Genomic DNA, 22,740 nt, shown 5'->3' with positions numbered 1-22,740 from the left:
AGCCAATGATGAGGAGCCGGACATGAGCGATCTGCAGGAACTGTTCGACAACAACGCCCGCTGGGCCGAAGCCATCAAGGAGGAGGACCCCGAGTTCTTCGCCAAACTGGCCCGCCAGCAGACTCCCGAATACCTGTGGATCGGCTGCTCCGATGCACGCGTGCCGTCGAACCAGATCGTCGGCCTGCTGCCGGGCGACCTGTTCGTCCATCGCAACGTCGCCAACGTCGTGCTGCACACCGACCTCAACTGCCTGTCGGTCATCCAGTTCGCCGTCGACGTGCTCAAGGTCAAGCACATCCTGGTCACCGGTCACTATGGTTGCGGCGGCGTGCGCGCCGCGCTGCAGCACACCCAGCTCGGCCTGATCGACGGCTGGCTGCGCACCATCCGCGACCTCGCCTACGAATACCGCGACCACCTCGGCCAGTTCGAGAAGGAAGAAGAGCGCGTCGACCGTCTCTGCGAGCTCAACGTCATCCAGCAGGTCGCCAACGTCAGCCACACCAGCATCGTCCAGAACGCCTGGCACCGTGGCCAGAAGCTCTCCGTGCACGGCTGCATCTACGGGATCAAGGACGGTATCTGGAAGGACCTCAACGTCACCGTCAGCGGCCTCGACCAACTGCCGCCGCAATACCGCCTGCGCCCGCTCGGTCAGACTTGAGCCGACGTCTTTGCGTCATTCCCGGTGACGGCATCGGCCGCGAGGTCGTGCCCGTCGCCGTGGAAGCCCTGCACCGCCTGCTGCCCGATCTGCAGATAGAAGAGGCCGAAGCCGGCTGGGACTGCTTCCAGCGCCACGGCACTTCGGTGCCCGACACTACCTATGACCGCCTGCGCGCCTGCGGTGCCGGATTGTTCGGCGCCGTTTCCTCGCCCAGCCACAAGGTCGAAGGCTACCGCAGCGCCATCCTCAGCCTGCGCCAGACGCTGGCGCTGAACCTCAACCTGCGCCCCGTACGCTCGCGCCCAGTCGTCTCGCCGCGCGCAGGCATCGACTTGCTGGTCCTGCGGGAGAACAGCGAAGGCCTCTACAGCGGCCGTGAGCACTGGGAGGCGGAAGGCGTCGCCATCGCCGAACGAGTCATCAGCCGCACCGCCTGCGAACGCCTCGCCGCTGGCGCCGCGGAGCTTGCTCGCCTGCGCCACGCACGGCGCATCACCCTCGTGCACAAGGCCAACGTCCTGCCGCTCACCTGCGGCCTGTTCCGCGATACCTGCCGCGACCGGTTGGCCGAAGATGGCTGGAGCGACCTACTCGACGAACGCCTGGTCGATGTAGCCGCCCTGCAACTGGTCGAACGCCCGGAGTCTTTCGACCTCATCGTCACCACCAACCTCTTCGGCGACATCCTCTCCGACCTCGCCAGCCACTGGGGCGGCGGCCTGGGCCTTGCACCTTCGCTCAACCTTGGCGCCGGCATCGCCCTGGCCGAACCCGTCCACGGCAGCGCCCCGGACATCACCGGCACTGGCCGCGCCAACCCGCTCGCGGCCATCCTCAGTGCCGGCATGTTGCTGCGACATTACTGGCAGTTACCGGAACTGGCTGATCGCATCGATGACGCGGTGGATGCATTCCTGCGGGAGGAGGGGAGTGTGGACTTCGGGATCGAAACGACGCGGGTGATTGGGCAGGGTGTGTTGGAGCGGTTGGGCTGATTGAGCGATCTTGCCGGTCGCGGTGACCCTCGCTGACTATCGGCCCGAACTACGCTGAAAGCACCACTCTCCTGAGGTGCGCAGCATGTGCGGACGCTACGTCAGTCCTGAAGAGGCCGCCATCGAGCGCTACTGGCACATCGGTGCGCGCACACCGCCGCGCTGGTTGGAGGCCTGCTACAACGTCGCCCCGACCATGACCGTCCCCATCCTGCGCCACAACGAAAGCGGCCAGCTCGAACTGCTGCCCGCCCGCTGGGGACTGATCCCCAACTGGTGGAAGGACTCCACTCCGCCACGCTTCTCCTTCAACGCCCGCAGCGAAGAAGCTGCAGGCAAACCCCTCTGGCGGCACGCCCTGCGCAGCACTCGCTGCCTGATGCCCGCGCTGGGCTGGTATGAGTGGAACGAGAAGGAAAATCTGCGCAACCCGGCGGGCCGGCAAGTCCACCAGCCTTACTTCATCCACAGCGACACCGACCCCATCATCGCCATCGCGGGCCTCTGGTCCCTGTGGATGAGCCCCAATGGAGAGCCGGTCCTCTCTTGCGCCCTACTCACCAAATCCGCTGCGCCGAGCATCGAGAACATCCACCATCGCATGCCTGTGGTGCTGGCGCTGGAGAGCTCCGAGGAATGGCTGTCTACTGCCACCTGTAACGAGGCGGTCGACGACCTGATTCGTCACGCGCGGGAGGACTTTGCGGGACACCGGGTTTCCTTGCGGGTAAATGACACGCGGAATGATGGGGATGGCTTGCTGGCCGAGGCTGAGTAGTCGGGGAAAGAATGACTTTTCGCAGACAAATAAAAAGGGGTTTAGCTTTCGCTAAACCCCTTCTTTTATATGGTGGCTACACCGGGACTTGAACCTGGGACATCAGCATTATGAATCGCATGAGAGCTACCCTGCGCTACCCCGAAGCCCTGTAAACCGGGCCTTTCAAAGGCGACAAAACCTCACTTCAACAGGCTGTTTCTGACAATTGGCCTTATGTAGTCACCCTAGAGTCTTTACGGGTAATAGCGTCTCGCGCTAGCTTCGACATGGCCACATGCCATGTACGGATGCACGCAGGGAAGGACCATGGGACTGGATGATCGCGAATGGATGCGTCGCGAGAGTAGTGAGCGTCAGCGAGAGGGGATAACCCGGAAACGGCGCAAGGCCTTCCGTTGGAACGCTCTGCACTTGTTTGGCGGCATGATACTGCTCACGGTGCTAGCGCTGACTTGGCCCTCGCTCCGTTCTCTCGTAGATCATCTGTCTGCCTCCGCGCCTGTCGAAGGCAGTGTTCCGATTGCTGAAGGCCCTCAGGATCTTCCTGCACCTCCTCCTGAAATCGCCCATCGCCTAACCGCGCCAGAAGCCTCAAGTCGCCGCTCGCTGCGCGATTGCCTAAACGGCGGCAATGCCATTGATGAAAACGTGATTCGTTGCCAGAGCGGCGGCGAGCTACCGCGCGTCCGTACTCCGCAGGTAGCGTCTGAGCCCCAAGGAATGGTCTCTCAGGAATACCTAGCGCAGTTTCAGGCTGATCGGGACCAGCGAATAGCTCGGCAAGGCACTACTCAAAATCACACCCAGGAGCGTGATTCACAGTGGATAAAGAGCTGGGACGGCGGCAGCAGCTATCAGGCTGAGTGGGTGGTTGTTAACAACGTAATTGACGGTGGATCTGTCTGCCGGAACCAAGGGTGGGGCTCGGTTGAGTATCGGGAGTGCCGGAAAGGGGCAAAGTTACATTTTCGTGAGCAATGCCGCGCCTGGACCGCTCGTGCTGGCCGAGATCGCTCGGATTGGAGCTATCAGATGAAGGAGCGCTACTGCACAGCGGAAAGCTCGTTTAGCCCGATGGGATAGCGCTCGATATGAATCGTATTCGACGCCTTCAGAAGCGTCAGAACCGCTGCACGCTGCGTGTGGCTGCGTGTGGCTGCGTGTGGCTGCGTTGGTTCGCGTTGGAGAGGGCCCAAACTCTAGTGTGGAGGCCGGTGGGAAGATGGCTATAGAAAAAGTGCTAGCGCGATTCTGCTACTGCCGATTTGTCCGTACGAATGGGGAAAAACCCCTTACCTTGGTCGGAAGCGGCAAGAAAAAACCGTACTGCTGGTGTAGAATTGAAGGGATCGCATGGCGCGGGGTTGGTAGTAGCGCCGAATTCACATGGACGAAGCGAATCTCATGGAGCTAGCTTTCGAAACTGAGCAATTAAGCGAACTCTGTCGTAGTGACGTTGTTGCCTATAGAGAGCTGCCCCGCAATGTGGCGAATGTGCTCTTTCGGCGTCTTGCTGATATCCGCGCAGCTTCCCATATTCTGCATCTTCCTGTCGGAAAACCTCGTGAAATAGAGAGCAATCCGCCAGGAATTGTATTAGTTAATCTTTGTGATGGATATCACTTGTTATTCAGCGCCGTTCATCGAGAAATTCCTGTTCTAACATCTGGTGGTGTAGATTGGGACTATGTCTCTAGGGTTAAATTGCTGAAGATTGGAGCGAGCAATGAGTAATTTTCAAGTAAGTTGGGTTTCTTCTCCTGGAGAAACCATTCTTGATATTCTCTGCGATCGAGAGATTCCTAAGCAAATTTTCGCTGATCAAGTTGGTCTAGATATTGACTGTGCAGAGTCCCTTCTGGCTGGCGATTTCGAGATAACTGAAAGTTTGGCATGTCAGCTTTCTGAGATTTTAGGGCCGAATGCGGATTTTTGGATAAATCGCGAGAGACAATATCGAGAGGATCTAACAAGAATTTATAGAGATCTAACTGAAGACGAGACTGATTGGCTCAAAGTAATTCCAATTTCTAGCATGCAGAAATATGGATGGATTCCCAAGTCCAAAAGCTGTTCAAAAAATCTTTTAAGTTGCCTAGATTTTTTTGGAGTTCCGGATATTTCTGGGTGGGAGAGGCAAAGTGCATCCGTTTTTGGAGAGGCACGATTTAGAACTTCTGCTACTTTCGCCCAAAGTGTGGGGGCTGCGTCTGCTTGGCTGAGACAGGGGGAGGTAAGCGCAGAAAGCGTTAGCTGTGCTCCTTGGGATAGAAATAAGTTTATTTCGTCTTTAAGCTCGGTTAGAGATTTAACAAAGGAAGGGCGACCGTCAGTCTTTATTCCGAAGTTAAAAGAAATTTGTTCGGAGTGTGGGGTTGCCGTTGTTGTAGCCAGAGCTCCTGATGGGTGTCGAGCAAGTGGTGCAACAAGATTCTTGTCATCTGATAAGGCTATGCTGCTGCTTAGCTTTAGATATTTATCTGATGACCACTTCTGGTTTACATTCTTTCATGAGTCGGCTCATTTAATACTCCATGGTGAGACTTCGGTTTTCATAGAGGGAGAGCAGTTTGATCATGGAAGGCAAGAGATCGAAGCGAACGAATATGCATCAAATCTGCTCGTTCCTGAAGAGTACAGAAACGAGCTGTTCGAGCTGGATTTGAGTTATAAAAGCATCCTAAGATTCTCAAAGAAGATTGGTATATCTCCGGGCGTGGTTTTAGGCCAGTTGCAGTACTTTAATCGGGCTGAGAATAATCACTTTAATAAACTGAAGGTTAGATACACTTGGGACGATATTGAGTCTTAACCTCTGAATTGTATAAATATGCTCGGGCTTTTTTGCCAATTGCACAGCGAGTCTTCGAGGACTTGCATGCCAACGTCAAGCTCTTGGTCAATTTCGCTTAATAGAGTCTCTAGGGTCGTCGGTGCTATGGCGGATGATGTGGTTCCTCCGAAGAGCAGGCGAGCTCCTTTCAGCGGCCCAGTAGCCTCATTTAGATAAGCGGAATCTGCCTTTATATTGGCAATATGGACCTTCCCGATCATGGTTAGGTAGTCAAATTTTGCAGTTCTGCCGAATCTTTTAACATCATCCATCGAGTGGTATAAACTTCTAAAGGCAGCTTTAGGATCGTTATTGTTTGAGTTTAATGCGTTGTCAAATAGTGCTTGGTGTGACCCGTATTGAAGTACCCAATTTACATAGCTTTCTATGATTTCCCCAGTCCAGTTTCTCGCTTTTGGGTCTAGCGACTCATACTTTCGATGATTACCAAATCGTCGTCCACCGCTTGTAAGCACTGCGTGAGTTTGAGATAGCCAATCACTGAGTGCAATGGGGTTGAAGCTACTTTTTGCCCATGTCCATCTAGGATTTGGGCCCAGTGCGCCATATACACTGGAAGTTAGTAACCAGCCGCTGCGCAATGCCTTTCCAAAATGGGTGGCTAAAAAAACAAGCCAAGAAGCTTCCTCAATGTCACCATTTTGCTGGTGATATATAGCGGCTCTAATTGGATCGAAATAAGGGCTGCTTGGGTTGCAGCGGTTTTGACTAATGTCCCGCTGCCTTATGGCTTGGATAAACTCAACTCTACGAACACTTTCTATCATCTGCTCAATGAGGGCGTTTTTATTATCTATAGTGTTAATGCCTGGCATATTGATGCCGGAGTTTAGTAGCCTGTTGAATGCATTATGCAGGTGATTTCTTACGATGTTGTCCTTTGCTTTCATACGTTGATTTCCCTAGCTATTTCAGTAATCCAAGTTTGAATTTCTTGACGAACCAGGCTCGTAACGCCAAAGCTACTTTGGATGTTATGGTTGTAGCCAATCACAGTTATACTACGACCAAGATCTATTCCAGATATTTTTGATATTACTCCTCGGTAGCTTATTCCAAGAATGGGGCGTCCATTTTTTCTTGGGAGATTCCATGCTTCCAGTGGTCGTTTGTCGAATTTTACGTTGGTCATTGTGGAAAAAGCCTCAACAACTGTGCTCCCATTAAGAATTAGGAGCTTTACTGCTGAGTGTTTAATTGTTTTCCCTAGGAGCTCATTTGAGATGTATAGGAGTTTCTGGCGCTGAACATTTGTTAACTTCGCCCACTTCTTTGAAGTTGCGAAGGGGATTAAATCTAAGTGGCTGGCATGAAATAGAGAGCTATAAAATGAGCTGTTAGTTCCAGATATTATTTTGTCTAAGGGCTTAAACCAGCCGTCATACGGATTTCTGAAGAAATATTCAGTGCATGAATCTTTGATTAGGTTTATATGGTTAGGGGTTGCTTCGCTCCAGCTCTCAATTTGCAGCGATGACAAGGTGTGAAACCGTCTGTAAGTGCTGGATAACTCATGCCCGTTTATATCTACAAACTCACGGTTGCTCGGATTTAGACCGACGGTTGCGATGTTTGAAGTCGCTGGGTTACCAAAATAAGGAACCGGACTTGCCCATTTTATTATGTCGAGATCATTTGTGATTGCGGTTGCTAGAGGGCTAAGCATTTCAAGAATGGAGGCCTCTATTGGTGAGAGAGTTTTTCTTTTAATGCTATAGAGAGACAAAGTTACGACCCTTATGTAGTATTGAGTTTATTTTTTTCTGTGCATAAGAGTTGTAAGGCTTGCTGGAAATGCTATCTGCAATAGCCTGCATTTTCATATGTTTTGAAGGGTCCTTTGAGCAGCCATACAATGCTAGCAGGCGTCCAATATCCCGCCAGTAGTCACTTGTTAAGTGTTCCTCTGGAGGGGGCTCGCTCCCACCGCGGACTATACGCTCATATCTAAGGATATTGAGGATTTCGCGACGTTGGCTCCCGTGAGGCATCTCGGGCATATATATATGGTCTTGCCATGCTTCCTTTATAAAGGACTCTATTTCTTTTATGTCGTCCTTGTATATGTGTAGGCTGCCAACATAGTGATTGTACTCTCCAATCTCTACTTTAAGCTCCCGTGCAATGATTTCCTGAAGCATTGTAAAGGCAAATATGTCATGAGGTAGGCCTTTGTATGCATCATTAGATCGCATAGATGTATATAGACTGAGTTTGTTTTCTCGTATTAGGAGCTGAATAGTGCAGGTGCAGGGGACATCTTCATGGCTATGAAGTATATCTTCTGATGAGAAGAGCTGTAATACGGCCTTTCTTGAGGTGCTCTTGTTCTTGAGTCGATTGATGACATTGGCTACTTGGGCATTCTTTCCTGTGCCAAATAGGCGAGGGCCATATGCGCCGTATACGGTTTTTCCGTCATCGGAAAATCGGTCGTATATTTTTATGTAGTGTTGTATGAAGTCGAGCTTGTTGCTGCTGGATAAATACCAGAGTAGTTCCCCCAGGCAGCTGAATATTGTTCCTTTTCCTTCTGTTCTACTAAGACGTGCTCTTGGGTTCCTTAGCTTTAGTAGGACGCCTGGTAATTCGTGAGTATCACCTTTTGAAACGGCTACTTCCGAGTCAATCTTTAGAAGTAAAGGGTAAATCCTCATGAGGATGTTATCTAATGTTTCCTCGCTAAAATACATGAGTTCCCTCTCATTTAGATTAGTTGAAAAGCGAAAGCTGTATCGGAATGCTTGGGTTTGTTACCTTCTTTCGAATGAAACTCTGTTCGTTCTTAAGCTTTTTAGCGCAAGTGATAATTTGAGTGCGGGAGCCCTGCTTAGCTCCTAGAGATAGAGCTACTAACCTTGTCTGAGTTGTAATGTCGTAATGTGGATAGGATGCAGAGCCTTGAAACCACTTTCTCTTTAGACCTAAGGAGAATGCAAAATCATGGAGCTCGTCTAGGCTATCTGCAACTAAATGGCACCATGACTTGTTAGCCCATCTAATTTTTACATTGTCCACATATACGGCCATCCAATTTCCCTTTGATACTCATCTTGTCATTTTTTTGCGGCATACCAGCGCCTGGTTACTTCTTTCGTAATCGCTATCCCGCGCTTTGATCTGACAAGGTTCGTGTGGCTTCATCGTAGGATGGGCTTGTTTGCCCGATCTCAGGAGCTACTTCACCGCTGACCATCCACCAGCGGTACTGAGGGTATAGCGTTCCTAGCACGTCAATTTCGTCAGTACTAATTCGTACATCTTTGTTGTAGAGCACAGTCCTCCATCGATTCGAGCCGATTCGGGTCTCTCGTACTAGCCGATCCATTCCGGCCATAGACGCGATTGTTCTAACTCTCTCGTTTATAGTGCTCATTCGGTATATGATATTTGCTCAAATTATTTGAAATGCGCGCAAGATGTCCCTACTATCAATTCAAATAGCTTGACTCAAGCTATGTGATTTGACTGTTTGAATCGATTATAGGGTAAACCCATGGAAGAGTCTGGAATAGTGGGGTTCACCGTCACAGGTGCGATGGAGAAGGTCACGGACTTTCGTACTGCTCCGTTCTGCTCTCAGGCGGTATTCGCTCAGATGCTGGGCCTAGAGGACATCACGGAAGACGTGGTGCGCGGCTGGGTCGAAACCAAGACCGTGCCAACCGCCAAGATTGGCCGCCGTCGTGTCATCAACCTGCACAAAATCCGCCGCGACCTCGACCGGGGTAAGTCGATCTTCTGCCAAGGGGATTACGACGATGACTAACCGGGGAGGGCTGCGCCGTGATTCCGCTCAACCGATATCTGCATCAGTCGCACGCCTCGGACTGCGACTGCTCTGTCTGCTGGTCCCGTCGCGAACTGGCGAAGCCCGCAGCCTCCCAGTCCACACGATGCACCGAGTGTCGCCCTACGCGAGTCTTCACGGTAGTTACTACGATGGCCAAGGTCGCTGGAGTGTGGCGCTCGATCCACTCGACGTACCGGGTGGAACCGGGTTTTACCTGCGCGAAACACATGCCCGCGCTCCGTCCCCCGAAGTATTGGCACGTTGTGTACGACAGCGGCAAGCCGACTCCCTTCGTGCCGATCCGCGAGCCATTCGAGCTGGAGGGCTGAGCCATGCCCACTGACGCCACCTTCTGCGTAAGTTTGCTGTTCGCCCTCCTGACCTGCGTTGGCATTCCCCTGATGTGCGTGGCTCACGAAATTTCAAAGCTGGCCAATCGCAACAACCGCTCCCTGGCCAATCAGGTCCAGGGCCGCCGCACCGGCTTGTCCGAGCGCGCTTTCCCGTTCGGACAAACGGAGCGCCGGGCGAAGCGCACCCTTGACCGTCCCCCACCCTGAAAAGCCTCCGCTCGGGAGTGAGGGGCAGCACCACCGCCCCGCGCTCCTGAGCCCTCGGCGGCGAGAGCGGGATGACAAGGGCAGAGCCCTTTGTGTTGACCCCACTCACCGACCAAACCACCGCAAAACCCAGGCACCACCACACCCGCTGAAAGACGGCCAACAACGCGCCCAATTTGCAGCAGCGGGCCAACTCATGCCCGAAAAAGGCAAAGGAGCTTCAGATGAACATGTTTGCAACCACTGGCGGAGTCGTTGAACTGTGGGTCATCCAGACCGACACCTTCACCTCCAAAACCTCAGGCGAAATCTACGCCAGCGTCCAGGCGATTTCCCCGATCCCGGACGGCGCTCGCGGCAATGCCCGTGGCTTCGAAATCACCCAGTACGACATCGAGCCGACCCTGCTCGACGGCATCGTCTTCGAAGGCTCCCCGGTGCTGTGCAAGTTCGCCAGCGTGGTGCGCCCGACCAAGGACCGCTTCGGTAACACCAAGAACACCCAGGTCCTGACCGAGCTGCTTGCCACCGGCAAAGACGTGCACACCCCGGCACCGAGCCGCCAGCCTCAACCCCAGGCACAAGCCCAGCGCCCGACTCAGCCTGCCGCTGAGAAACCCACCGACAGCAGCAAGTCCTGACGGCGAGGGTAGGTAGATGAAAGCGCCGCTCCGTTTCGCCTTCGGCTGGGTCCTGTACGTGGCAATTCTTTGTGCCGTGTCGCCGGCCGTGCGTGCGGTGCGCGAGTTCCTCGAACCCTACCCGCTGGACTCCGTGATCGCTGTGGTCGCGGCTGCGTTCGCCTTCTTCGCCCTGTGGTGGTTCGTCCTGCGCTCCTTCTGGGGCTGGTGCGACCACCCGCGCAAGGAGGCCCGCTGAGATGCAAGGCGTGGTTGCTGTTCAGGTCTGCACCAGTTGGGCGTCCACGGCGGACGGCCTCATGCAGTGCCAGCACATCGAATGGCAACAGGCCTATCTGATTCCGCCCGAGGCCGCTGGAGCAATTGAAATCCTGGTCAACGGCGGGTTCTCCCTGGAGGCCTTCAGCATCGGTGCTGCGGGCGTTCTCGGGACATTCGTGACGGGGCTTTTAACTGGCTGGGTCGCGTCACTTCTTCGTAAAGCCAAGTAGAGAGGAAACACCATGAACGCCATGAAACAACAGATCGCCAAGTTCAACCCGATCCGCTCGTTCCGCAACCTGTGCATTGCCGGCACCGTCACTGCCGTGACCTCGGTGCCGGCCTTCGCGGGCAGCGTCATCGACACGTCGGCGGTGGAAACCGCCATCACCGACGGCAAGAGCGACATGTCCAACATCGGCGGCTACATCGTCGGCGCCCTGGTCATCCTGGCCGTTGCAGGCCTGATCTACAGCATGTTGCGCAAGGCGTAAGTGCTCTGGTCGGTGTGGTTGGGGGCGTTCTTCGCCGGCGCCTTCATCACCGGGTACCGCTGCGGCGAATTCTTCTGACTGCACTGCAAGTGCCGAACCTGGACCCCGCTTCGGCGGGGTTCTTTTTTCATGGAGACAGGTATATGCGGCATATATTTCTTATTGTGCTGCTCTTTTTGTCTTTCTCTGCGTCCGCTGATTATTACTGGACTGTCTCCGGACGCTCTGAGCAATGGCCTTCTGCTGTTGCGGCTTGCACTGCCATCTACCCAAGATTTAAGCGGGTTGATATGGGGGCTAATGGCAGGAGTGCTCAGTGTGTCTATCGCTACGGCGATAATGATGATCGGGATTACTTGTACAGCTCGACGTACAGGTATGGAACGGAGTGTGCTGCGCCGAAGGTTTATAACTCCGCGACAGGTGCCTGTGAGGAGCCACCGCAGGAATGCGAGTCCGGCCTACCGCTGCTAGTCCGTAGTCCGGACGGTCCCGCGATCACCTCGGGTGGCCGGGTCTACATCATTTCCTCGCCACCGAGTAATGCATGCAGTGGTGGTTGTCAGTACCAACCCAGCTCGGGCCGCGCCACCACCTGCTATCTGGTGAAGGGCTCCACCACCAACGGCTTCTGCAATTACACGATGTCCAGCGACGGCCAGAGCTGCTCCGCTGACAACGCCCTTCCGCCTGCTGTCGGTGATCCACCGAATCCTCCGTCACCGGATGGCGAAACCGATCCTGCCGCTCCGCCGACTGATCCCAATGATCCCGGCTGCCCCAAGGGCTATTCGTGGTCCGGCACCACCTGCGTGAAGTCTCCGACTGACCCAGAGGGGGGCGGTGAAGGCGGCGGCACGGACCCAGGCACCGATCCTGGCACGGGCGGCGGCAACGCCGGAGGAGACGGTGGCGGCACCGATCCCGGTACAGGCGGTGGCAATGGCGGTGGCACTGACCCCGGCACGGGCGGCGGCGATGGCACCGGCACGGGGGGTGGAAACGGCAACGGTAACGGCAATGGAAACGGCGATGGTGAGGGAGACGGCGAGGGCGAATGCGACCCGACCAAGAACCCGCTGTGCGCTGGCATTCCCGGCCCATCGGGCAGCCTCGGCGCCCCCGAAACCGGTAGCTGGGACGAAGCCAACGCCGAATGGGATGAGCGCGTCACCGAGGCCAAGAAAGAACTGAAAGACGCGGTGAAGGCCAACATCGATCACCTCAAAGGCGCCTTCGACCTTCAGCTGTCTACCGGTGGCGGGCAACTGCCCTGCGACTCCTTCACCGTCTGGGGCAAGTCCTACCGCCTGTGTGTTGCCGACTACTCCACCCAACTCTCCTACATGCGTCTGGCGCTGCTGCTCATGGCCGCGCTGATCTCCGCCTTCGTCATCCTGAAGGAGTGACTTATGGAATGGCTCTCCGGCTTTCTCGACCAGATCATCGGTTTCTTTCAGTGGATCTGGGACTTCTTCGCCCAAGGCATCTACGACTTCGTCAAAGACGGCCTGGTCGTCGTAACCAAGGCGATCATCTACAGCACTCTGCAGACCTTCATCCTGCTGCTCGATGTCAGCTTCACCGTCGCCCGCGAGCTGATCGATGGCCTCGGTATCCCCGCCATGGTCCGAGGTATGTACGCGGCGCTACCGGCCCCCATCGCGGCCGGTCTGGCCTTCTTCGGCGTACCCCAGGCGCTCAACATCATCATGACCGCTGCCGCCACCCGGTTCTGCATGCGCTTCGTGCCGATCATTGGGAGGTGAGTCATGTCGATCAAGATTCACCATGGCCCCAACGGCTCCTACAAAACCTCCGGCGCGATTCAAGACGATGCCGTCCCAGCCCTCAAGGACGGCCGCGTCATCATCACCAACGTCCGTGGCTTCACCCTGGAACGTGCCTATAGCGTCTTCCCGCAGCTGCCCAACTCCGCGCAGATCATCAACCTCGATCTCGAATCGCTGGCCGACCTCGACAAGATGCGCACTTGGTTTCAGTGGGCACCGCGGGGCGCGTTCCTGATCTTCGACGAAACCCAGCTGCTGTTCCCCAAGTCCTGGCGCGAGAAGGACTTGGAAAAATTCGACTTTCCCGGCGGCCCCGAGGCAGCCCACGAAGCCGACCGCCCGATGGGCTGGCTAGACGCCTGGACCCGGCACCGGCACTTCAACTGGGACATCGTCCTGACCACCCCGAATATCAGCTACATCCGCGACGACATCCGCATGACCTGCGAGATGGCCTACAAGCATTCCAACCTCGCGGTGATCGGCATTCCTGGCCGGTACAAGGAGGCCCAGCATGACGCCCAGCTCAACCGACCGCCCGCTGACGGCACCATCGTCGAGTACAAGCGAATCAAGAAACAGACCTTCGCCCTCTACCAATCCACCGCCACCGGCAAGACCCAGGACACCAAGGCCGGTAAAAGTCTGTTCCGGTCGCCTAAGTTGGTTCTTCTACTGGCACTGCTGGCCGGCACTATTGGCTTTGTCAGCTATATGGGACCTCTCAAGGTCATCGGCGGTAAGCCTGCTGAAACCGCTCCCGCGCCTCACGTGGCGACTGCTGAAACTGCTCCTGCGACCGCTGCGCCAAGCCCTGCTGTGGCTGCTGCGGCGCGTCCTGCTGCGAGTAGCTTTGTTCCTGCTGGTCTTCTATCTGCTGGGGCAACTGGTACGCCTGTTGACCTGAGCGCGCATCCCTTCGCCGACCGCCGCATCAGCATCCTCGCCCACGCCTACCGGCGCTCGAAGGGCGACATCTACATGTTCGCCCTGGATGACGCGGAAGGCCGACATCTGGAGCTGACCAGCTGGCAGCTAGTCGGCTCCGGCTACCACGTCACCGCCAAGGGCGAATGCGTGGCGGAACTCGCCTACGACACATGGAAGCAGACCATCACCTGTGGCGGCTCCCAGGGCCAAGCCATGGCCGGCATGAGCCCTTCTGCGCCCATCGCTGCCGCCACCAGCCCACCGCCTAGCACTGCCACCTCACTCACGGTGGTGCCCGACTCCGAATACGCCTCACGCCCCTGGAGGAAGCAATGACCCTGCACGGACTGATCAACGCCCTTGGGCTGCTCGCACTCGCTTATGCGCTCGGCTTTCTCACCGCCCTGCAAGTGATGCAGCCGGTGTCGGCGTTTCCGTTTTGAGTCGGCGAGCCGCGCCGCCGGCCGGGAGCGCCAGGCACGAGCGGTAGGCCGAAGGCGCGGCCGACGACCCTGTAACACGTCGGATAGCTAACGAGTAAGCACCTCAATAAACCTCATTGAAGGTACGAAAGAATGAAAAAGGCAGTTCACCCCCTCCGCCTGATCCTCAAGGAGACCGGGGATTTTTATGAGTCGTCCGAAGGACGGATTTTCATGGACCCGAGCAACGGCAGATTCGCCGACCTGTCGGGTGTGCGCCTGCTGCGGTGTGGCGTCGATACCGTGCGGCAGCTGTACAACGGCATGATTCGCCCGGAAGTGATGGCGCTGTTCGATGAGCCCGAGGATCTCGTCAACTTCGCCGGCTACAAGTGGGCCAAGGGTCGGATCGGTCGCGACTCGGGATACCAGTACCGCCTGCAGAACGCCGACATGGGCCTGATCCTGCTGATCAAGAACCACAACGTGAAGCTGGAGAACATCGGCCCGCACCTCAAGATTGAAGTATCGCCACACGCCCTGGATGGTGCTGACCCGAAGATCCTGCAGGGCGTCATGGATGACCTGGCCGCAGGCGTGCTCTCGGCCTGCGAAGTGAACCAGTGCGCCGTCCATATCGCCCTCGACGTCCAGGGCTGGAACCCACCGGCAGACTTCGTGGATCGCATGCACTGCCGGTCCCGGCGTGTGCGCCAGATCAGCGGCATCGACCGCATCGAGTACGACGGCAACGCCTCGGTCTATGGGCGTGGTGAGACCTTCATGTTCGGTTCGGCCAACGGCCTGCAGATGTGCCTGTACAACAAAACGCTGCAGGCGAGAGCGACCGACAAACTCGACTATTGGGAATCCGTGTGGGCCTCCCTGAACGGTGATCCCTTCGGCGATGGCGAACCCGGCTTCAACCCCCTGGAGACCGTGTGGCGCATCGAATTCCGCTATCACCACTCCATCGTCCAGCAGTTCTCCGAAGGATCCACGATGACCTCTGGCGAGGTGATCGGCTGCCGCACCTACGAGGGCCTTTGCCCGCACCTGCAAGGCCTCTGGCAGTACGCCTGCGACAACTACAAGCTCATTTCCCGAGAGGGGATCTTCGACGCCTTCTGGTCGCTGATCAGCCTCGACACCAAGGTCCAGGTGGAAGCCGATCCGCTCATCGAACGCACCGAGTACCGCCGCTATTACAAGACCGCTCAGGGCTTCTCCGGCAAGAACTGCGAGATGTTCCTGGGCCAGTTCGCCAGCCTGATCGCACGGGAGCGCATCCCGCCAAAAAAAGCGCTTGAGGTCGGGAGAACGCTCCCCTTCTGGCATGTGATCGAAGACCACTACACCGCCAAGGGCTACAGCACTCGCGACCTCGAAAGGCACGTCATCGGATTGATCAACGATCGCTACATCAGGCGGGGCTACGCGATATGACCGCGCGCAAGGATGGGAAGACGTGGACGGCTGACTTCTACGAGAACGGTCGCTCCGGTCGCAGGATCCGCAAGAAGGGCTTCGCCACCAAGTCCGCAGCCATTCGCTACGAGCAGGACTTCTTCACTGTCCTGGGCGAGACAGGCCGGCCGCTGGATGATCGCCTCTCAGATCTGGTGAAGGTCTGGTATGACCTCCATGGCTGCACCCTGAAGGACGGCAAACAGCGCCTAGCTCGCTGCCAAGCATTGGCCGAACGCCTCGGCGATCCGCAGGCCTTCGAGTTCGATTCGCTCGCGTGGGCACGCTACCGGCAGCGTCGTCTGACTGAGGTGAAGCCGGAGACGGTGAACCACGAACAACGCTACCTGTCGGCCATCTTCTCTGAGTTGATCCGCCTCGGCTCATGGCACAAGGCAAACCCGCTGGCCAACGTCCGGCAGATCAAGACCGATCAGGTCGAACTGACCTTCCTCACCCTGGATCAGGTCGCCCAGCTCCTTGAAGAGTGCAAGGCCAGCACGAACAACCATACGTACCCGGTCGCTCTCCTGTGTCTCGCCACTGGTGCCCGCTGGGAGGAAGCCGAGAGCATCGCCCGTGGGGCCGTGCATGGGGGAAAGGTCCACTACCACCGGACCAAGAACCGTCAGAGCCGCTCAGTGCCGATCCCGGCCGAGCTGGAGCAATTGATGTTCAAGGTGGGCATGCCTGGAACCGGCCGCTTGTTCATGTCGTGCCGTGCCGCCTTCCGTTGTGCCTATGAGCGCTGTGGATTCCAGACGCCGGGGCAGCTGACCCATATCCTCCGCCACACCTTCGCCAGCCATTACATGATGGGAGGAGGGGACATCCTCACACTGCAGCGGATCCTGGGGCACTCGTCGATCACGATGACGATGCGGTATGCGCACCTGTCGCCGGAGCATTTGGAGTCTGCGTTACGTCTGTCACCACTGGCGCAAAAGGGAGTAACAGTGTGATGTGGTCTTGTATCAGAGCTATCCCATGCCTTATCAATGGCACTTTGCAATCGCAATGGAAGTGGTTGAAGGGCTATGGCTACATCGGATGTGCTGGTGAGAAATATTGTGCGACAGCTGAGAGCGAAGGCGTGGCAGTGGTATTGGGCACTCCAGCCCAACCAGCGCAGCTACTTCAATGCGGCAGTTATGGGAGGGTTATATCTACTCTTCGACTGCTTCGGCTGGGAGCTGAGCAAGGGGTTCATGGCGCTTGGAGTTATATTCTGGGGGCTAGCAATGATCGCTGACCTCATAGGGCTCTATAAGGCAATCTTCGAGACGCATCTTGGAAAGCTATTTTTGCTAATCACGTTTGGCCTTGGGACAAATTTGGCCGTTGCGATTGCCAGCCAAATTGTGAATGGGCTAGTCGGGGTGGATCCCGGTAAATTCGTTCATACCATCGCGTTCGTGACGCTCTTTGTTGCGCCTCCCCTGCTTCTTTTTCTTTCTATTGTTGTCCTAATTGTGGGGGCTGCTGGGCTCGCTTTGTATGTCATGTTCAACTTCCTACCGGACGAGAACTCTCGCGTAATGATGTTCCCGTGGTACAGGCCTCGCGAGGGAGTACGTTACAGAGCAATTACAGCTCTGGTGCAGGTCACGAGTGCGGTCGTGTTAGCTAACCTCGGCTACCAGTGGTGGACAGGGAGCCACTCAGTCTATGAGTCGCTTGTGAAGGACAGGGCCAGGTGGTTCCTTTACACATTTGAAATGTACGACAAAGCACCGTGTGCGATGGAACAAGGGCAGCGGGTAACGTTTTTAGATGGCGACCGTGTGCTTTTTGCTACTAGGAATAGTGAGGAGATCACCTTCGTCTTAGGCGAGTGCAAAGACAGGCTGGACAACCCTTGAGTGCACATGTGTGCCTGAGCTCGCGGCTGCTCACCAGCAGCTGCTGCGACATCTCTTCCCCCTAGCAGGTGTTTGTGTCTGGACGTACTTTAGGCATCCTGGCTTGGTGGCGATGAGCCATTTGTCTTTCCCTTCGGAATGCAAGGAATGCGCAATGACCTACATAACTCGCGTTTGCTACAACTCTTCGAATTGGCAACGTCCAACGGGTGATGCAGAAGAGGCTGCGAATACATTTCGTGCGATCAACGGCTATGGGCACGAAGAGTGGCTGTTTCGTTTTGAGTGGCAGATCGGGGGTTGGCAGTATGGCTTTATTCAAGGGGTCAACAAGGGATGGGAGGCACGGCTCGAAAGAGGGGAGCGCATCGCTGATGTAGTCATATTTACTATCGATGAGCTACGCCGCCGCCGCTATGTTGCACGGATTCGGGATCTTGAGTTCCTGGATGAAGCACAAGGTACGGCTGTCCTTAACCATTACAAGAAGGTTGGCTGGTACGACCTTATGCTCAACGAGATCGATGCCATTGGAGGCAGGAGAGAAGGGCTGGGGAATACAGACTGGGCACCATACATTTTGAATGTCCGATTTCGCCCTGAAGAGGTTGAGTGGTATCCCATAGATACCTTTGCCGCCGAGAATGATCCGGTGCAGTTCTACAATCGGTATCAGCTGATCGACATAGGCGAATCAGCAGCACTGCCAGAGCTGGCGCCCAGTAAGAGGCCGCGAGGCCGAAAAGGGATGGACACACCTCCGTCGCACACGCCCTACGTTAGAAACGGATCTGCATCTCGCGAATGCTCTCCAGAACACGCGATGATTCAGCAGGCGCTGTTTGAGGAACTGAAGGCTGAGTATCCAGCGGGACGAATCATTTTCGAAGAGAACTTCGTGGATGTGACCGTGCTTACTAAGCAGGAGAAATTGCTGTTCGAGATCAAATCAGACTTCTCAACCCGTAAGGTTCTGCGCCAAGCGATCGGGCAACTATTGGAGTACGCCTACTACTCAGGCGAACAGAGCGATCTGGATCTGAGGCTGATTGCAGTGGGGCGTACAAGCCTAAGCGCTGAAGATGGTCGGTACCTGGAGTACCTGAGGAATACCCTTGGGTTGCCGTTGGAGTACCGGCAAGTCCAAATGCCTTCGGAGCGCAGGGACAGAAGAAAGCGTAGGCAGGGTGTAGTCACTTCGTAGTCACTACCCCAGAAAGCACAAAGGGCTAGCTTTCGCTAACCCTTTGTTTTGTATGGTGGCTACACCGGGACTTGAACCTGGGACATCAGCATTATGAATGCTGCGCTCTAACCGACTGAGCTATGTAGCCGAGTGGCGCGCATTTTCCGCAGATCGAGGGGGGGTGTCAACCCCTTTTCTTGAATATTGTTCTGTTCTATCAATCGTTTAGCCGGTCGTGCGGGATTTTCGCGATGAGCGGCAGGGCGGGCAGCCATAAGAAAAAGCCCCGGCTGATGGCCGGGGCTTTTTCGTGTTTGGCTGGCGCTTAGACGTTGAAGCGGAAGTGCATCACGTCACCGTCCTTGACGATGTAATCCTTGCCTTCCAAGCGCCATTTGCCGGCTTCTTTCGCGCCCTGTTCGCCCTTGAACTGGATGAAATCGCCGTAGGCGACGACTTCGGCGCGGATGAAGCCTTTTTCGAAGTCGGTGTGGATCACCGCGGCGGCCTGCGGGGCGGTGGCGCCGACGCGCACGGTCCAGGCGCGGACTTCCTTCACACCGGCGGTGAAGTAGGTCTGCAGGTGCAGCAACTCGTAGCCGGCGCGGATCACGCGGTTCAGGCCCGGCTCTTCGAGGCCGAGGGACTCGAGGAACATGTCCTTCTCTTCGCCATCATCAAGCTCGGCGATTTCGGCTTCGATCTTGTTGCACACCGGCACGACCATGGCGCCTTCTTCTTCGGCGATGGCGCGCACGACGTCCAGGTGCGGGTTGTTCTCGAAGCCATCTTCGGCGACGTTGGCGATGTACATGACGGGCTTGCTGGTCAGCAGGTGGAAGCTGCGCACGAGGCGCTTCTCGTCATCGCCCATGTTCTTCATCAGCGAGCGGGCGGGTTTGCCTTCGCTGAAGTGGGGGATGAGCTTTTCCAGCAGGGCTTTCTGGACCAAGGCGTCCTTGTCGCCGCCCTTGGCGTTGCGCGCGACCTTCTGCAGTTGCTTTTCGCAGCTGTCGAGGTCGGCGAAGATCAGTTCGAGGTCGATGATTTCGATGTCGCGCTTGGGGTCGACGCTGTTGGAGACGTGGATGACATTCTCGTCTTCGAAGCAGCGTACGACGTGGGCTATAGCGTCGGTCTCGCGGATGTTGGCGAGGAATTTGTTGCCCAGGCCTTCACCCTTGGACGCGCCGGCTACCAGGCCGGCGATGTCGACAAACTCCATGGTGGTCGGGATCACGCGCTCGGGCTTGACGATCTCGGCCAGCGCATCGAGGCGGGCGTCGGGCATCGGCACGATGCCGCTGTTCGGCTCGATGGTGCAGAAGGGGAAGTTTTCCGCCGCGATGCCGGATTTGGTCAGGGCGTTGAACAGGGTGGACTTGCCGACGTTGGGCAGGCCGACGATGCCGCAGTTGAATCCCATGCTAGGTCCCTCGCGCCACGTGGCGGAAATAGAGGTGTAATCAGGCCTTCTGGCTGTGCAGCTTCTGCATCGCGCGGGGCCAATCCCCGTCGAGCATTTCCGGCAGCACGCCGAGGGCGAAGTCGATGCTGGTATCGAGCAGTTCCTGTTCGGCGCGCGGGGCGCGACCGAGAACGAAACCGGAAACCAGGCTGCTGTGCCCCGGATGGCCGATGCCAAGCCGCAGGCGATGGAAACCGTTCTGGTTGCCGAGCTGGGCGATGATGTCGCGCAGTCCGTTGTGCCCGCCGTGTCCGCCGCCCTTCTTGAGCTTGGCGACGCCGGGAGGCATGTCGAGTTCGTCGTGGGCCACCAGGATGGCTTCGACCGGAATGCGGAAGAATCCGGCGAGCGCCGCCACGGCCTGGCCGCTGCGGTTCATGTAGGTGGTGGGAATCAGTAGACGAACGTCGCGGCCCTTGTGGCTGAACTTGCCGACCAGGCCGAAGTACTTCTTGTCGAGAGACAGGTTCGCGCGTTGCGCGTCCGCCAGTCGCTCAACGAAAAGGGCCCCCGCGTTATGCCGGGTCTGGTCGTATTCAGGGCCTGGATTTCCCAGGCCAACGATCAGTTGTACGGCAGTCACGACGGGGGCCCCTTCCTTAAAGGCAATGGTGCGCGCGATTACTCGGCAGCAGCTTCGCCTTCACCTTCTTCTTTCACTACGCGGGAAGCGTGGATGTTGGCGACGGCCAGGTCGTTACCGTGGGCCAGTTGCACCAGCTCTACGCCTTTGGGCAGTTTCAGGTCGGACAGGTGAACGATCTGACCCAGTTCTACCTTGGCCAGGTCGACTTCGATGAATTCCGGCAGGTCTTTCGGCAGGCAGGAAACTTCGACTTCGGAGATCACGTGGGAGATCTCGCCGCCGCCAGTCTTGACGCCAGCAGCAGTGGCTTCGTTCAGGAAGTGCAGCGGAACGTGAGCGGTCAGCTTCTGGCCGGCAACGACGCGCTGGAAGTCAGCGTGCATGACGAAGCCTTTGGACGGATGGCGCTGCAGGGCCTTGATCAGTACGGTTTCCTTGGCGGAACCGACGTTCAGGCTGATCACGTGGCTGAAGGCAGCCTCGTTTTCCAGCAGTTTGGAAATCTCGCGCAGTTCCAGGGTGACGGATTGCGGGGCTTTTTCGCCACCGTAGATCACAGCCGGGATCAGGCCAGCATTACGACGCAGGCGGCGGCTCGCACCTTTCCCCAGGTCGGAACGCTCTTGGGCATTCAGTACAAAATCAACCATTTGACTATCTCCAAAATGACAAGATCGCCCGGACGCTTGCGACCAGCGTTCGGGCGATTTTGCTGATGCTCCGCCGACATGGCGAAGCGCTTTACGTCAGGCCTGTTCCGCCTTAGCGGAACATGGCACTGATCGATTCTTCATTGCTGATGCGGCGCATGGCTTCAGCGACAACCGGAGCGATGTCCAGCTGGCGGATGCGGCCACAGGCTTGTGCAGCAGCGGACAGCGGGATGGTGTTGGTCACCACCAACTCGTCCAGTACGGAGTTCTCGATGTTCTCGATGGCGCGGCCGGACAGCACCGGGTGGGTGCAGTAGGCGATGACCTTGGCGGCGCCGTGCTCTTTCAGAGCCTTGGCGGCGTGGCCGAGGGTGCCGGCGGTATCGACCATGTCGTCGACCAGTACGCAGGTACGGCCTTCGACATCACCGATGATGTGCATGACTTCGGACTGGTTGGCCTTCGGACGACGTTTGTCGATGATGGCCAGGTCGACGCCCAGGGACTTGGCGACGGCGCGCGCACGCACCACTCCACCGATGTCCGGGGAGACGATCATCAGGTTCTCGAAGCGCTGGTCTTCGATGTCGTCGACCAGTACGGGCGAGCCGTAGATGTTGTCGACGGGGATATCGAAGAAGCCCTGGATCTGGTCGGCGTGCAGGTCAACGGTGAGTACGCGGTTGACGCCTACGACGGTCAGCATGTCGGCAACGACTTTGGCGCTGATGGCCACGCGAGCGGAACGCGGGCGGCGATCCTGGCGGGCGTAACCGAAGTAGGGGATGACTGCCGTGATACGAGTCGCCGAGGAGCGGCGGAAGGCATCGGCCATCACCACCAGTTCCATCAGGTTGTCGTTGGTCGGTGCGCAGGTCGGTTGAATCAGGAAGACGTCCTTACCACGAACGTTTTCGTTGATTTCAACGCTGATCTCGCCGTCGGAGAACTTGCCGACAGAAACGTCACCGAGGGGGATGTGCAGCTGCCGTACGACACGGCGTGCCAGATCGGGGTTGGCGTTCCCCGTGAAAACCATCATTTTGGACACGCTGCGGTACCTGTGTCGGCTTGAGGGTAGGCCCGGTTGAGCCAGAAGAAAATGGCAGGGGCGGCTGGATTCGAACCAACGCATGGCAGGATCAAAACCTGCTGCCTTACCGCTTGGCGACGCCCCTGTAGCTTACAACTTGCGGAGCAATGTGTTCGTTGACGCTGTACGTATAACCCCTTGGGTTAATGGCAGGGGCGGCTGGATTCGAACCAACGCATGGCAGGATCAAAACCTGCTGCCTTACCGCTTGGCGACGCCCCTGTATCGTAC

General features: G+C 56.8%; 27 protein-coding genes and 3 tRNA genes. 19 read left to right on the top strand and 11 right to left on the bottom strand.

The window, feature by feature from the left end; all coding sequences use genetic code 11:
• The first annotated feature begins 22 nt into the window (after positions 1–22).
• The 5 genes from can to PNI01S_RS18380 all read left to right on the top strand — a co-directional run bounded on the left by can (position 23) and on the right by PNI01S_RS18380 (position 5,258).
• Positions 23–667, top strand: coding sequence for a carbonate dehydratase (gene can, locus PNI01S_RS18395; RefSeq protein WP_084358772.1), 645 nt, complete (start codon positions 23–25; stop codon positions 665–667).
• On the top strand, positions 664–1,665 hold the full coding sequence (locus PNI01S_RS18390; protein ID WP_084358771.1) for an isocitrate/isopropylmalate dehydrogenase family protein: 1,002 nt from the start codon (positions 664–666) through the stop codon (positions 1,663–1,665). Before can ends, PNI01S_RS18390 begins: the two co-directional genes overlap by 4 nt.
• Before the next feature lie 85 nt (positions 1,666–1,750).
• Entirely contained in the window at positions 1,751–2,443 is a 693-nt protein-coding gene (locus PNI01S_RS18385; protein WP_024766620.1) for an SOS response-associated peptidase, read from the top strand.
• 1,389 nt (positions 2,444–3,832) lie between these two features.
• The gene (locus PNI01S_RS28370) at positions 3,833–4,180 is read left to right on the top strand and encodes a type II toxin-antitoxin system RelE/ParE family toxin (RefSeq protein WP_143514258.1); all 348 of its coding nucleotides are present in this window, start codon (positions 3,833–3,835) and stop codon (positions 4,178–4,180) included.
• Positions 4,173–5,258 carry an ImmA/IrrE family metallo-endopeptidase gene (locus tag PNI01S_RS18380; protein ID WP_084358770.1) on the top strand — a complete coding sequence of 362 codons (1,086 nt, stop codon included), beginning with the start codon at positions 4,173–4,175 and terminating at the stop codon, positions 5,256–5,258. Before PNI01S_RS28370 ends, PNI01S_RS18380 begins: the two co-directional genes overlap by 8 nt.
• Here PNI01S_RS18380 and PNI01S_RS28365 read toward each other — a convergent pair.
• From PNI01S_RS28365 to PNI01S_RS18365, 4 genes are read right to left on the bottom strand one after another with little or no spacing between them, the layout of a single operon-like run.
• A complete protein-coding gene (locus tag PNI01S_RS28365; protein WP_143514257.1) occupies positions 5,255–6,190 on the bottom strand; it encodes an alpha-glutamyl/putrescinyl thymine pyrophosphorylase clade 3 protein in 936 nt (311 codons plus the stop codon). The genes PNI01S_RS18380 and PNI01S_RS28365 overlap by 4 nt on opposite strands.
• The gene (locus tag PNI01S_RS18375; RefSeq protein WP_218191855.1) at positions 6,187–7,026 is read right to left on the bottom strand and encodes a hypothetical protein; all 840 of its coding nucleotides are present in this window, start codon (positions 7,024–7,026) and stop codon (positions 6,187–6,189) included. Before PNI01S_RS18375 ends, PNI01S_RS28365 begins: the two co-directional genes overlap by 4 nt.
• Positions 7,013–7,993 (bottom strand): thymidylate synthase, encoded by a 981-nt coding sequence (locus tag PNI01S_RS18370; RefSeq protein ID WP_084358768.1) that lies wholly within the window; start codon positions 7,991–7,993, stop codon positions 7,013–7,015. The genes PNI01S_RS18375 and PNI01S_RS18370 overlap by 14 nt, the downstream gene beginning before the upstream one ends.
• Positions 7,994–8,012: 19 nt before the next feature.
• Positions 8,013–8,330, bottom strand: a complete 318-nt coding sequence (locus PNI01S_RS18365; RefSeq protein WP_084358767.1) for a DUF4031 domain-containing protein — start codon at positions 8,328–8,330, stop codon at positions 8,013–8,015.
• Positions 8,331–8,796: 466 nt separating this feature from the next.
• On the opposite strand from PNI01S_RS18365, the gene PNI01S_RS18355 reads away from it, so the two are divergent.
• From PNI01S_RS18355 to PNI01S_RS18290, 14 genes are all read left to right on the top strand, one after another.
• Positions 8,797–9,069 carry a hypothetical protein gene (locus tag PNI01S_RS18355; protein WP_084358765.1) on the top strand — a complete coding sequence of 91 codons (273 nt, stop codon included), beginning with the start codon at positions 8,797–8,799 and terminating at the stop codon, positions 9,067–9,069.
• Positions 9,070–9,086: 17 nt separating this feature from the next.
• Positions 9,087–9,422, top strand: a complete 336-nt coding sequence (gene pflM / locus PNI01S_RS18350) for a lysogeny maintenance protein PflM (RefSeq protein ID WP_338109287.1) — start codon at positions 9,087–9,089, stop codon at positions 9,420–9,422.
• A 3-nt stretch (positions 9,423–9,425) separates the two neighbouring features.
• Entirely contained in the window at positions 9,426–9,653 is a 228-nt protein-coding gene (locus tag PNI01S_RS18345; protein ID WP_084358764.1) for a hypothetical protein, read from the top strand.
• Between the two features lie 224 nt (positions 9,654–9,877).
• Positions 9,878–10,294, top strand: a complete 417-nt coding sequence (locus PNI01S_RS18340) for a DNA-binding protein (RefSeq protein ID WP_084358763.1) — start codon at positions 9,878–9,880, stop codon at positions 10,292–10,294.
• A gap of 16 nt (positions 10,295–10,310) precedes the next feature.
• Positions 10,311–10,532, top strand: coding sequence for a hypothetical protein (locus tag PNI01S_RS18335; protein ID WP_084358762.1), 222 nt, complete (start codon positions 10,311–10,313; stop codon positions 10,530–10,532).
• Between the two features lies 1 nt (position 10,533).
• Positions 10,534–10,785, top strand: coding sequence for a hypothetical protein (locus PNI01S_RS18330; RefSeq protein WP_084358761.1), 252 nt, complete (start codon positions 10,534–10,536; stop codon positions 10,783–10,785).
• 12 nt (positions 10,786–10,797) lie between these two features.
• Positions 10,798–11,049, top strand: coding sequence for a major capsid protein (locus PNI01S_RS18325; protein ID WP_084358760.1), 252 nt, complete (start codon positions 10,798–10,800; stop codon positions 11,047–11,049).
• Between the two features lie 812 nt (positions 11,050–11,861).
• Entirely contained in the window at positions 11,862–12,458 is a 597-nt protein-coding gene (locus tag PNI01S_RS28650) for a permease (protein WP_256576697.1), read from the top strand.
• Between the two features lie 3 nt (positions 12,459–12,461).
• A complete protein-coding gene (locus PNI01S_RS18315) occupies positions 12,462–12,818 on the top strand; it encodes a DUF2523 family protein (RefSeq protein WP_084358758.1) in 357 nt (118 codons plus the stop codon).
• Positions 12,819–12,821: 3 nt separating this feature from the next.
• Entirely contained in the window at positions 12,822–14,108 is a 1,287-nt protein-coding gene (locus tag PNI01S_RS18310) for a zonular occludens toxin domain-containing protein (protein ID WP_084358757.1), read from the top strand.
• 239 nt (positions 14,109–14,347) lie between these two features.
• Positions 14,348–15,640, top strand: a complete 1,293-nt coding sequence (locus PNI01S_RS18305) for a phage replication initiation factor (RefSeq protein WP_084358756.1) — start codon at positions 14,348–14,350, stop codon at positions 15,638–15,640.
• Positions 15,637–16,623 (top strand): phage integrase, encoded by a 987-nt coding sequence (locus PNI01S_RS18300; protein ID WP_084358755.1) that lies wholly within the window; start codon positions 15,637–15,639, stop codon positions 16,621–16,623. The genes PNI01S_RS18305 and PNI01S_RS18300 overlap by 4 nt, the downstream gene beginning before the upstream one ends.
• Positions 16,624–16,698: 75 nt before the next feature.
• On the top strand, positions 16,699–17,523 hold the full coding sequence (locus tag PNI01S_RS18295) for a hypothetical protein (RefSeq protein ID WP_084358754.1): 825 nt from the start codon (positions 16,699–16,701) through the stop codon (positions 17,521–17,523).
• Between the two features lie 154 nt (positions 17,524–17,677).
• The gene (locus tag PNI01S_RS18290; protein ID WP_084358753.1) at positions 17,678–18,727 is read left to right on the top strand and encodes a hypothetical protein; all 1,050 of its coding nucleotides are present in this window, start codon (positions 17,678–17,680) and stop codon (positions 18,725–18,727) included.
• 53 nt (positions 18,728–18,780) lie between these two features.
• On the opposite strand, the gene PNI01S_RS18285 is transcribed toward PNI01S_RS18290, so the two are convergent.
• The 7 genes from PNI01S_RS18285 to PNI01S_RS18255 form a co-directional block, all read right to left on the bottom strand.
• Positions 18,781–18,857, bottom strand: a tRNA-Met gene (locus PNI01S_RS18285).
• Between the two features lie 177 nt (positions 18,858–19,034).
• Positions 19,035–20,135: a redox-regulated ATPase YchF gene (gene ychF, locus PNI01S_RS18280; protein ID WP_084358752.1), complete on the bottom strand. Its 1,101-nt coding sequence runs from the start codon at positions 20,133–20,135 to the stop codon at positions 19,035–19,037.
• A 40-nt stretch (positions 20,136–20,175) separates the two neighbouring features.
• Entirely contained in the window at positions 20,176–20,760 is a 585-nt protein-coding gene (gene pth, locus PNI01S_RS18275) for an aminoacyl-tRNA hydrolase (RefSeq protein ID WP_084358751.1), read from the bottom strand.
• Between the two features lie 38 nt (positions 20,761–20,798).
• On the bottom strand, positions 20,799–21,413 hold the full coding sequence (locus tag PNI01S_RS18270) for a 50S ribosomal protein L25/general stress protein Ctc (RefSeq protein WP_024767098.1): 615 nt from the start codon (positions 21,411–21,413) through the stop codon (positions 20,799–20,801).
• A 112-nt stretch (positions 21,414–21,525) separates the two neighbouring features.
• Positions 21,526–22,467 (bottom strand): ribose-phosphate pyrophosphokinase, encoded by a 942-nt coding sequence (locus PNI01S_RS18265; protein ID WP_015478849.1) that lies wholly within the window; start codon positions 22,465–22,467, stop codon positions 21,526–21,528.
• Between the two features lie 52 nt (positions 22,468–22,519).
• Positions 22,520–22,594, bottom strand: a tRNA-Gln gene (locus PNI01S_RS18260).
• A gap of 62 nt (positions 22,595–22,656) precedes the next feature.
• Positions 22,657–22,731 (bottom strand) — tRNA-Gln (locus PNI01S_RS18255).
• Between the last annotated feature and the right edge of the window lie 9 nt (positions 22,732–22,740).

Source organism: Pseudomonas nitroreducens NBRC 12694 (genome assembly GCF_002091755.1).
GTDB lineage: Bacteria > Pseudomonadota > Gammaproteobacteria > Pseudomonadales > Pseudomonadaceae > Pseudomonas > Pseudomonas nitroreducens.
Note: the sequence above shows the minus strand (reverse complement) of the source record. Positions and strands in the feature narration are given on the sequence as shown.